The sequence below is a fragment of the Streptomyces abyssalis genome (assembly GCF_001751365.1).
Lineage (GTDB): Bacteria > Actinomycetota > Actinomycetes > Streptomycetales > Streptomycetaceae > Streptomyces > Streptomyces abyssalis.
Genome location: NZ_LJGT01000038.1, coordinates 791114 through 801571, shown reverse-complemented (window position 1 = coordinate 801571; position 10458 = coordinate 791114). Strand labels below are relative to the sequence as shown.

Below are 10458 nucleotides of genomic sequence, written 5' to 3'. Positions count from 1 at the left end.
TGTTGCCTCCCGCGGATCATCCTCGCCGCTGTCTGCGGGGCGGGGGCCTGCGGGGACGGGGGTTCGTCGGCAGGTGGTCGCAGCTGATGTGCCGGGTCGCGTCTTTCCGCCGTGGCGGCGGGTGTCCGCGGTGTGTGTGGTCGGCGGTGTCGGGGACGGGGTGATCGGCGCGTGCGCCCCCGCGTGGCCACGCCGGCGGGGGGCGGCGGATTCCCGTACTGCTCCGGCGCGGCGCGCCGCCCACCGGCCCGGAGCGGGGTTCCGGCCCCGGGCCGGTCAGGGTTCCTGCTCAAACCGGAAGGTTCCGGCCGGAGGGGACAGGTCCGGAGGGAGTCCGGCCCGCGTCGTGGTCAGACCTCCGGCGTCAGCCGGATCACGCTCCAGGAGACCGGCGGCAGCACCGCCTCCAGTTCGCCCTCCGCGCTGACCGCCGTGTCCCGTACGGGCCGTGGCACGACGCGGTCCGGTTCGGCCTCCGTGTTGGCCGCGTCCGGATCGGGGTCGGCGATCTGGAGATGCTCGGTCACCCGGTACGGGGCGGACAGACCGCGGAGCGCCGCGCTGAGCCGGAGGCTCTGCTCCTGGTGCCGGTTGACGGCCAGCACCGTCAGCTCGCCGCTCTCCGGGTCCAGCGTGCTGACCGTGTCGAGCGCCTGTACGGGCCCGTGCTTCTCCGTCTCGATCACCGGCCCGGACACCTCCGTACGCAGCACCGTGCCGCGCGCGTGCCGTGCCGTGAGCGCGAAGGGGTGGAAGGTGGTCTGCCGCCAGCTCGGGCCGCCCGGTTCGCTGCGGATGGGGCCGATGACGTTGACGAGCTGCGCGAGGCAGGCGACGGCGACCCGGTCGGCGTGGCGCAGCAGCGTCATCAGCAGGGAGCCGACGACGGCCGCGTCCGTGACGCTGTAGGTGTCCTCGATGAGCCGGGGCCTCTCTTCCAGCGGAAGCGCGCGCTCGCCCGGGAAGCGGGACTGGTACCAGACGTTCCACTCGTCGAACGAGAGCTTCATCCGCTTCGTGGAACGGCGGACGGCCCGCACGTGGTCGGCGGTGGAGACGACGTCGGAGATGTAGGCGTCCATCTGGGCGCCGCTGGCGAGGAAGCTCGCCCGGTCGCCGCCGGTCTCCTCGTAGTAGGCGTGCAGCGAGAGGTAGTCGGCCTCGTCGTACGTCTCGTGCAGCACCTGCCGCTCCCACTCGCCGAACGTCGGCATCCTCGCGTTCGAACTGCCGCACGCCACAAGCTCGATGGAGGGGTCGACCTGGTGCATGGACTTGCCCGCCTCCGCTGCCAGGCGCCCGTACTCACGGGCCGTGGTGTGCCCGGTCTGCCAGGGGCCGTCCATCTCGTTGCCGAGACACCACAGCCGTACGCCGTGCGGCTCGCGCACGCCGTTCTTCACGCGCAGGTCCGACCAGGCGGTGCCGCCCGGGATGTTGCAGTACTCGACAAGGGCGCGTGCGGCGTCGATGCCGCGCGTGCCGAGGTTGACGGCCATCATCGGCTCGACGCCCTGACGGCGGGCCCAGCCGAGGAACTCGTCGGTGCCGACCTGGTTCGTCTCGATGCTGCGCCAGGCGAGGTCGAGGCGGCGGGGGCGGTCGGCGGCCGGGCCGATGCCGTCCTCCCAGTGGTAGCCGGAGACGAAGTTGCCCCCGGGATAGCGGACGAGGCCCGTGCCCAGCTCGCGTACGAGCCGGGAGACGTCGCCGCGGAAGCCGTGCTCGTCGGCGGTCTCATGGTCCGGCTCGTGGATGCCCGTATAGACGCAGCGGCCCATGTGCTCGACGAACGTCCCGTACAGGCGGGGGTCCACGGTGCCGAGGGCGAAGTCGGGGTCGATGGTGAAGCGGGCGGTGCCGACGGGCTGGTCGGTCATTCGGTGATTGCCTCTCTGGGTGCTCTGTGTGCGGTGCTCTATGTGCGGTGCTGTTCGTGCAGTGCTCCCTATATGCGGTGCTCTTCGTGTCGGTGGCTTCGTGTCGGTGCTCGTCGTGCGGGACCCGCGGCGGCTGTCACTTCAGGCCGGTGCCGGCGATTCCCTCGACGATCCGGCGCTGGAAGAAGAGGAAGACGGTGAGCAGCGGCAGCGCCCCCAGCACCGCCGACGCCATCAGCTGCGCCTGCGGCAGACCGAAGGCGTCCTGTACGGAGTTGAGGCCGACGGGAAGCGTCATCATCTGCGGGTCCGTGACGGCGAGCAGCGGCCAGAGGAAGTTGTTCCAGGACCACACGAAGACGAAGATCGTCACGGCGGAGATGGCGGGACGGGACAGCGGCATCACGATCTGCCAGTAGATCCGCAGCCAGCTCGCGCCGTCCGCGCGCGCCGCGTCCGTCAGCTCGACGGGGATGCCGTCGAAGAACTGCTTGAAGACGAAGACCGAGACCACGTTGGGCACTTGGGGCAGGATGACCGCCCAGTACGTGTTGAGCATCCCGGTCGCCTGCAGCGTCAGGAACTGCGGAATCATCAGCAGCTGCGGCGGGATCATGACGCCGGCGAGGATGACCAGGAAGACCGGCCTCCGGTAGCGGAAGTTCAGCCGTGACAGCGCGAACGCCGCGAGCGACGTGGTGCACACCGCGAGCAGCGTCGTCAGCGACGAGGTGATCAGGCTGTTCACGTACCAGTACTGGATTCGTCCCGCGGAGAGAATCTCCTGGTAGGAGGAGAGCGTCGAATTCTCCGAGAGCCACGAGGTCGGATCGGTCGCGATGTCGTTGGGCGGCCGTACGGACGTTGCCACGGCCCACGCGATCGGGACCAGCCACAGCAGCGCCAGGGCGATGAGCACACCGAGCACGACCCGGTTGAACAGCCGCTCGGAGTCGGTGTGTCCGGCGCGCCTGCGGGACCGGGACGGTTCCGTCTGAGGGGTGGAGGGAGGTGCCGCCGGGGTGAGCGTCGTCATCGTGCTCAGCCCTCCTTCTCGGTGCGCCGGATCAGCGCGAACCAGACGAGCGAGATGAGCAGGATGATGACGAAGAGAAGCAGCGCAACGGTCGAGGCGTAGCCGGCGCGGCCGTCCGTGAAGCCGGTCTGGAAGATGTACAGCAGCGAAGGACGGGTGGCGTCGTCCGGGCCGCCGTTCGTCATCATGTAGATCTGGTCGAAGACCTTGAGCGACGCGACGAGTTGGAGCACCGCCACCAGCGTGGTCGCGCGCCCCAGCATCGGGATGACGACGAGGCGCAGCCGCTGCCAGGGGCCCGCGCCGTCGATGGCCGCGGCCTCGTACACGTCGCGCGGTATCTCCTGCAGCGCGGCCAGGTAGATGACGAAGTTGAAGCCGACCGTCCACCAGACCGTCGCGGCGGCGATCGAGATCATCGCCCAGTCCGGGTCGCCGAGCCACGAGGGCGCCGCGTTCACGCCGAACCACTTGACCACGCCCTGCGCCAGCCCGATCTGGTCCGCGTAGATCCACATGAAGAGCAGTGAGATCACCGAGGAGGGCAGCATGAAGGGCGCGAAGAACGCCAGCCTGAAGAACCACTTCCCCCGCGAGAAGCGGTCCGTCATCAGGGCCAGCGTCAGCGCCAGCAGTATCAGCGGCACCGTCGTCAGCACGGTGAACCAGAGGGTGTGGCCGAGGCTGGACCAGAACTCCGGGGAGGCGAGCGCCTCCGCGTAGTTGGCCGTGCCGACCCACTCGCCGGTGCCGTCCTTGACGAGGCTGTCGTTGAAGAATCCCGCGACCGCCGTGTAGACGAGCGGGCCCAGCAGGAAGAGCACGTAGAAGAACCCGAAGGGCAGCAGCATCCCGGAGGCCGTCCAGCGGGCGGTCCCGCTCCCGGGCCCGCCGCCGGGCTTGCCGGTCGCGGGTGCGCCGGTCCCGGCTCCCAGGTGCACGCTCGTACTCGTACTCATACGGGTGCCTCCATCCCGGCCAGGTCCTTGATCGCCGCGCGCATGCGTGCCGCGCCCGGGCCGGGGCGGGTGTCGCCGCCCACCACTGACGACACGACGTCGCTGAAGCGGCGGTAGAGGTTGCTGTCCGCGCCGGAGTACCAGGCGGCCGGGTCGTACGCCGCGCTGTCGGCGGCGTCCCTGTAGTGCGCCTGCGGCTCCAGCCGGTGGTAGGCGTCGGAGCGTTCGGTGGACTGCCAGGCGGGGATGTGGCCGCCCTTCGCCCACAGCAGGCTCTCGTCGAGCATCGACCGGGCGAACTCCAGCGCCTTGCCGGCCCGTTGGGCCTTCTCGGAGGGTGCGCTCGGCAGGATGAAGGCGTGCGAGTCGGCGGCGCACGCGTACGGGGCGTCGCGGAAGATCCGCGGGAAGGTGCGCATGTCGAACTTGTCCTTCACCGCTCCCTGTACGGCGAGCAGTTGCCATTCCCCGTCCATCAGGAAGCCCGCCTTGCCGGAGGTCAGCAGTGTGATCGCGCCGCCGTCGCCGTCCGCGCCGGGAGGGATGAGCTTCTCCGCGGCCATGCGGTGGATGAAGGCGAGCGCCTCCTCGGCGGCGCCCACGTCCATGACCACCTTCCGGCCGCCGTCGGTGATGAGGTCCGCGCCCAACTGCCGGTACAGGGACCAGAAGAGCCGCCAGCAGGTCGCCGGGTCCTTGACGGTGGCGATGGACCCGCCCCAGACGCCGGTTGCCTGCTTCGCGGCCCGCAGCGCGTCGAGGAACTTCTCGGGTCCGTCGACGTCCGTCAGCCGGCCCGCCTCGTCGAGCAGCCCTGCCTTCTTCGCGACGTCGGTGCGGTAGTAGAGCACGAAGGGGTGGGTGTCGATCGGGAGTGCGTAGAGCCTGCCGTCGTGGTGCGCGCTGCGGAACGCGGCCTTCTTGAAGCGGTCGGGCGTCAGACCGTGTTCTTCCAGCTCGGAGCCGGATATCTCGCGGAGCAGCCCGGACGCGGCGAGCGTGGGCAGCCTGGAGACATGCGTGATGGCGATCTGCGGCGGCCTGTTGCCGAGCGTCGCCAGGGTGAGCTTGGTGTAGTACGGGGCGCCCCACACCAGCGTGGTCGTCTTCAGATCGACGCCGGGGTTCTCCTTGCGGTACGCGCTCTGCATCGCGTCCAGCTGCGCGCCGTCGCCGCCGGTGAAGGGGTGCCAGAAGTTGAGGAGGGACGGCGGGCCCGCGGAGCCGGTGAAGGCCTGCCCGACGGGGCTGCCGCACCCGCTGAGCGCCCCGGCCGCCGCGAGAGAGCCGACGGCCCCGAGGAACCTCCTCCTGTCGTGCAGGTTGCCGTGCCCACTGCCACGCACACGCACCACGCCCGTTCGTTCAACGTTGGAAGCACAGGAGCGGCTGGCCAGCAGCCGCCCGTCAGGGCCTGCGGAATCGCTGTTCCAACGTTGTACTCAGGGCATAATCTGACGTCAACACATCGGACGGCACTTTCCGTCCGCGCGGTACGGGGCAGGCCGGAGCGAGGGCGGGTGGTGACCGCACGCCGAGGGGAGCGGAATGGCCGGGGCGAGACTCAAGGACGTCGCGGAGCGGGCGGGCGTCTCCATCAAGACCGTCTCCAACGTCGTACGGGGCAAGGTCCGCGTCGCCGAGCCCACCCGCCGGCGGGTCCTCAGCGCCATCGACGAGCTGGACTACCGGCCGAACGCCTCCGCCCGCCATCTGCGCACCGGCCGCAGCGGCGTCATCGCCCTCGCCGTCCCGGAGCTCGTCCAGCCCTACTTCTCGGAGCTGGCCACCGCCGTCATCGCCGCGGCCCGCGAACACGACGTGTCCGTCCTGATCGAGGAAACCGGCGGAAATCCGGCGTCTGAACTGCGCGTCGCCTCCGGCCTTTCGGACCTGCTGATCGACGGAGTGCTCCTCTCGCCGCAGGGCCTCGACCAGGTCACTCTCGCCCGCCGCGAACGACGCGTCCCGCTCGTACTGCTCGGCGAGCGCGACTACGAGGTCGCCGCCGACCAGGTACTGATCGACAACGTCGCCGCCGCGCGCGAGGCCACCGCACACCTGATCGCGGGCGGACGCCGCCGCATCGCCGCCGTCGGGTTTCTCTCCGACCCCCTCTTCACCTTCTCGCAGCAGCGCGCCCGCGGTTACCTGGACGCTCTGGAGGCGGCAGGCCTCCCGCACGAGCCGGAGCTCACGCCCCTCGTGCCCGCCTTCAGCCGCACCGCGGGCCAGGCCGCCATGCGCGGCCTGCTCGCGCTCCGCGAGCCGCCGGACGCGGTCTTCTGCTTCTCCGACCTGCTCGCCTCCGGCGCCGTACGGGCCGTGTACGACTCGGGCCGCACCGTGCCCCGCGACATCGCGGTGATCGGCTTCGACGACATCGAGGAGACGCGGTTCAGCGTCCCTTCCCTGAGCACCGTCGCCCCCGACAAGCGGCAGCTCGCCCGCCTCGCGGTGGAGGCGCTGCTGGCCCGTACGGCGGGCGACCCGGAGGCGCCGCACAGGACGCTGCACGTGGAGCACCGGCTGGTCGCCCGGGAGAGCACCGCGCGAGCGTGAGCTCCCCGGCACCCGGCGGCGCCGCCGGGTGCAGTGCGGATACCGGCGCCTTCGGCCCGCTCCGGGCCGGGCCCGGAGTGCCCTGCCGCAAGGCCGCCTTCCGCGTACCGGCCGCCCGCCCAGCCTCTAACCTCTTGACCATGCCGCCCGCCAAACGCAGCAAAGCTCCCACCAGGCGCAGCTACGACCCCGCCAGGGTCCGGCAGGCCCTGATCGGCCAGGTCGAGGCCGTCACCGCCGCCGCGCACGCGCTCACCCCCGAGCAGTGCGCACGGCCCTCGGGGCTCCCCGGCTGGGACGTGCACCGGCTCCTCGTCCACATCGCGCTCCAGATCGACGCCGTGCCCCGCTTCCTGGCCGGCCCGGAGTCGAAGGCCGCCGCCCCCGAGGTGGACCTGCCGAAATGGGCGCTCTCGACCGCCCGAGGCGCCGCCGGACTGGACCGGGAGACCCGCGAGGAGGCGGACCGGGCGGGCGCCGGCGGCGCGGCCCGTATCGACGAGGCCGTGGCACAGCTGGAGCCCGTACTGGAGTCGGCCGTACGGGGCGACCTGCTCATCCCGCACGGCGCCGGAGCGATGCGGATGCTCGACTTCACAGTGACGCGGCTGGTCGAACTCGTCGTCCACAGCGACGATCTGGCCCGCGCCACCGGCAGCGCCGTCACCTTCGACCGGCAGGCGCTCGCCGCCACCGTACGGGTGCTCACGGACACGCTCGCCGTGAAGGCGCCGGGCTCCTCGGTCGAGGTGCGGGTGCCGCCCTTCGCGGTCGTCCAGTGCGTCGAGGGGCCCCGGCACACCAGGGGCACGCCGCCCAACGTCGTGGAGACCGACCCGCTCACATGGGTCAGGCTCGCCACCGGCCGGGTCCGCTGGGAGCAGGCCCGTGACGCGGCCGCGGTCTCCGCCAGCGGTGAACGGGCCGACCTCGGCGGCCTGTTGCCCTTGCTGGGCTGAGCGGGGCGCGGCCGGGCCCGTCCCACCTGCTGAGCCGCCTCGTGACCGCAGGTAGCCGGGATGTCACCCGATACCGGTGGGACTGTCCCCGATTCGGAGCAACGCGCCGCCTGTCCTAGACTCGGTGTCGTGCCACGTGGTGACGGACGACTCAGTCACGACCTGCTCCCCGCAGAGAAGGGCCCACAGGACGCCTGCGGCGTCTTCGGTGTCTGGGCCCCCGGGGAAGAGGTCGCGAAGCTCACGTATTTCGGTCTCTACGCGCTGCAGCACCGCGGACAGGAGTCCGCGGGCATCGCGGTGAGCAACGGCTCCCAGATCCTGGTCTTCAAGGACATGGGCCTTGTCTCGCAGGTCTTCGACGAGACCTCCCTCGGTTCCCTCCGCGGCCACATCGCCGTCGGCCACGCCCGCTACTCGACGACGGGCGCGTCCGTGTGGGAGAACGCCCAGCCGACCTTCCGTGCCACCGGGCACGGCTCGATCGCGCTGGGCCACAACGGCAACCTCGTCAACACCGTCGAGCTCGCCGGGCTGGTCGCGGAGCAGTCGTCGGAGAACGGCAGCCGCGCCACCAGGGTCGCGGCCACCAACGACACCGACCTGGTCACGGCCCTGCTGGCCGGCCAGACCGACGAGGACGGCACCCCGCTCACGGTCGAGCAGGCAGCTCCAGTGGTCCTGCCGCTCGTGCGGGGTGCCTTCTCCTTCGTCTTCATGGACGAGCACACGCTGTACGCCGCCCGCGACGCCCAGGGCGTGCGCCCGCTCGTCCTCGGCCGCCTGGAGCGCGGCTGGGTCGTCGCGAGCGAGACCTCGGCCCTGGACATCGTCGGCGCGAGCTTCATCCGCGAGGTCGAGCCGGGCGAGATGATCGCCATCGACGAGGACGGTCTCCGCTCCACCCGGTTCGCGGAAGCGAAGCCCAAGGGCTGTGTCTTCGAGTACGTCTACCTGGCCCGCCCCGACACCGACATCGCCGGGCGGAACGTCTACCTCTCCCGCGTCGAGATGGGCCGGAAGCTCGCCGCCGAGGCCCCTGCCCCCGATGCCGACCTGGTCATAGCGACACCGGAGTCCGGCACCCCCGCCGCGATCGGCTACGCGGAGGCCAGCGGCATCCCGTACGGCAGCGGCCTGGTGAAGAACAGCTATGTCGGCCGCACGTTCATCCAGCCGAGCCAGACCATCCGCCAGCTCGGCATCCGCCTGAAGCTCAATCCGCTGAAGGAAGTCATCAGCGGCAAGCGCCTGGTCGTCGTGGACGACTCGATCGTCCGCGGCAACACCCAGCGCGCCCTGGTGCGGATGCTGAGGGAGGCGGGCGCGGCCGAGGTGCACGTACGGATCTCCTCGCCGCCCATCAAGTGGCCCTGCTTCTTCGGCATCGACTTCGCCAACCGCGCCGAGCTGATCGCGAACGGCCTCACGGTCGAGGAGATCGGCAAGTCCCTGGGCGCGGATTCGCTCGCGTACATCTCCATCGACGGCATGACCGACGCGACGACGATCCCCAAGTCGCAGCTGTGCCGCGCCTGCTTCGACGGCGAGTACCCGATGCCGCTTCCCGACCCCGAGCTGCTGGGCAAGCACCTGCGCGAACCGCAGGCGGCGCCCGGCGCCGAAGCGGGCAACGGGCACAGCACCGAGCAGCCCTCCGTTCCGGACGTCGACGGCGTCGGGACGCTCACCGCCGGCGTCGGCGGCACCGACGCGCTGCGACGCCCGTAGCCGGCCCGCCCATGGCAGGCCGCAGTCCCGCGGACTCCCGCCCGCATGCCCCCACGACCCGAGAGAGCCGACCCCATGCCTGCCGAGCCTGCTGAATCTTCCGGCGCGACCTACGCGGCCGCCGGCGTGGACATCGAGGCGGGCGACCGCGCCGTCCAGCTCATGAAGGAGTGGGTCAAGAAGGCCCAGCGCCCCGAGTCGGTGGGCACGCTCGGCGGCTTCGCCGGCCTCTTCGACGCCTCCGTGCTCAAGCGGTACGAGCGGCCCCTGCTGGCCTCGGCCACCGACGGCGTCGGCACGAAGGTCGCCGTCGCGCAGCGCATGGACCAGCACGACAGCATCGGCCACGACCTGGTGGCGATGGTCGTGGACGACCTGGTCGTCTGCGGCGCCGAACCGCTCTTCATGACCGACTACATCTGCGTCGGCAGGGTCGTCCCCGAGCGCGTCGCCCAGATCGTCAAGGGCATCGCGGAGGGCTGCGTGCTGGCGGGCTGCGCCCTCGTCGGCGGCGAGACCGCCGAGCATCCGGGGCTGCTCGGCCCCGACGAGTACGACGTGGCGGGCGCCGGTACGGGCGTGGTCGAGGCCGATGCGCTGCTGGGCGCGGATCGAATCCGTACGGGGGACGCCGTGATCGCCATGGCCTCCTCCGGTCTTCACTCGAACGGGTACTCGCTGGTCAGGCACGTACTCTTCGAGCGCGCCGGCTGGGCCCTGGAGAGGCACGTGCCGGAGTTCGGCCGCACCCTCGGCGAGGAGCTGCTGGAGCCCACCAGGATCTACTCGCTGGACTGCCTCGCGCTGACCCGTACGACGGAGGTGCACGCCTTCTCGCACATCACCGGCGGCGGTCTCGCGGGCAACCTCGCCCGCGTCGTGCCGGAGGAGATGCAGGCCCGGGTCGACCGCGGGACATGGACGCCGGGCCCGGTGTTCGACCTGGTCGGGCAGGCCGGTGACGTGGCACGGGGCGAGCTGGAGAGCGCCCTGAACATGGGCGTCGGCATGGTCGCCGTGGTGCCGCAGGAGTCTGCCGGAGCGGCGCTCGCCACTCTCGCGGACCGCGGAGTGGACGCCTGGGTGGCGGGGGAGATCACCGGGCGCCCCGCCGGCGGCGGGGCCGTGACTCTCGCGGGTGACTATGCGCGGTGACCGGCCGCGGATACAGGCGGCGCCGCCGGCGTGCTCCGGTGCAGCATCTGCCGGGACAGCCCCGGCCGGAACAGCGCGGGCGGTGAGAGCACAGGCCGCGACGTCATCGAGCGCGACAGCGCCCGGAACAGCACAGAACCCGGTCCGGCTTACGCCGGACCGGGCAGGGATCTGTG

8 protein-coding genes are annotated in these 10458 nt (G+C 71.3%); 4 read left to right on the top strand and 4 right to left on the bottom strand.

From position 1 onward, the window contains the following. Window positions 1–350: 350 nt before the first annotated feature. The 4 genes from arfA to AN215_RS10735 form a co-directional block, all read right to left on the bottom strand. The gene (gene arfA / locus AN215_RS10750) at window positions 351–1880 is read right to left on the bottom strand and encodes an arabinosylfuranosidase ArfA (protein WP_070012856.1); all 1530 of its coding nucleotides are present in this window, start codon (window positions 1878–1880) and stop codon (window positions 351–353) included. Between the two features lie 136 nt (window positions 1881–2016). Further along, a complete protein-coding gene (locus AN215_RS10745; protein ID WP_070012857.1) occupies window positions 2017–2916 on the bottom strand; it encodes a carbohydrate ABC transporter permease in 900 nt (299 codons plus the stop codon). A gap of 5 nt (window positions 2917–2921) precedes the next feature. Next, a complete protein-coding gene (locus AN215_RS10740; protein ID WP_070012858.1) occupies window positions 2922–3875 on the bottom strand; it encodes a carbohydrate ABC transporter permease in 954 nt (317 codons plus the stop codon). After that, a complete protein-coding gene (locus AN215_RS10735; protein WP_070012859.1) occupies window positions 3872–5230 on the bottom strand; it encodes an ABC transporter substrate-binding protein in 1359 nt (452 codons plus the stop codon). The genes AN215_RS10740 and AN215_RS10735 overlap by 4 nt, the downstream gene beginning before the upstream one ends. A gap of 193 nt (window positions 5231–5423) precedes the next feature. Between AN215_RS10735 and AN215_RS10730 the strand changes: the two genes are divergently transcribed. From AN215_RS10730 to purM, 4 genes are all read left to right on the top strand, one after another. Continuing rightward, window positions 5424–6437, top strand: a complete 1014-nt coding sequence (locus AN215_RS10730; protein WP_070012860.1) for a LacI family DNA-binding transcriptional regulator — start codon at window positions 5424–5426, stop codon at window positions 6435–6437. A gap of 140 nt (window positions 6438–6577) precedes the next feature. Then, window positions 6578–7396: a maleylpyruvate isomerase family mycothiol-dependent enzyme gene (locus AN215_RS10725; RefSeq protein ID WP_070012861.1), complete on the top strand. Its 819-nt coding sequence runs from the start codon at window positions 6578–6580 to the stop codon at window positions 7394–7396. 129 nt (window positions 7397–7525) lie between these two features. After that, a complete protein-coding gene (purF, locus tag AN215_RS10720) occupies window positions 7526–9127 on the top strand; it encodes an amidophosphoribosyltransferase (RefSeq protein WP_070012862.1) in 1602 nt (533 codons plus the stop codon). A gap of 75 nt (window positions 9128–9202) precedes the next feature. After that, window positions 9203–10282, top strand: coding sequence for a phosphoribosylformylglycinamidine cyclo-ligase (purM, locus tag AN215_RS10715; protein ID WP_070012863.1), 1080 nt, complete (start codon window positions 9203–9205; stop codon window positions 10280–10282). Window positions 10283–10458: the final 176 nt, after the last annotated feature.

What these genes read in the sequence shown, in the direction of transcription:
- purM (WP_070012863.1), top strand. Translation starts at nt 9,203, where the DNA reads ATGCCTGCCGAGCCTGCTGAATCTTCCGGCGCGACCTACGCGGCCGCC.
- AN215_RS10725 (WP_070012861.1), top strand. Translation starts at nt 6,578, where the DNA reads ATGCCGCCCGCCAAACGCAGCAAAGCTCCCACCAGGCGCAGCTACGAC.
- AN215_RS10740 (WP_070012858.1), bottom strand. Translation starts at nt 3,875, where the DNA reads ATGAGTACGAGTACGAGCGTGCACCTGGGAGCCGGGACCGGCGCACCC.
- AN215_RS10730 (WP_070012860.1), top strand. Translation starts at nt 5,424, where the DNA reads ATGGCCGGGGCGAGACTCAAGGACGTCGCGGAGCGGGCGGGCGTCTCC.
- AN215_RS10745 (WP_070012857.1), bottom strand. Translation starts at nt 2,916, where the DNA reads ATGACGACGCTCACCCCGGCGGCACCTCCCTCCACCCCTCAGACGGAA.
- arfA (WP_070012856.1), bottom strand. Translation starts at nt 1,880, where the DNA reads ATGACCGACCAGCCCGTCGGCACCGCCCGCTTCACCATCGACCCCGAC.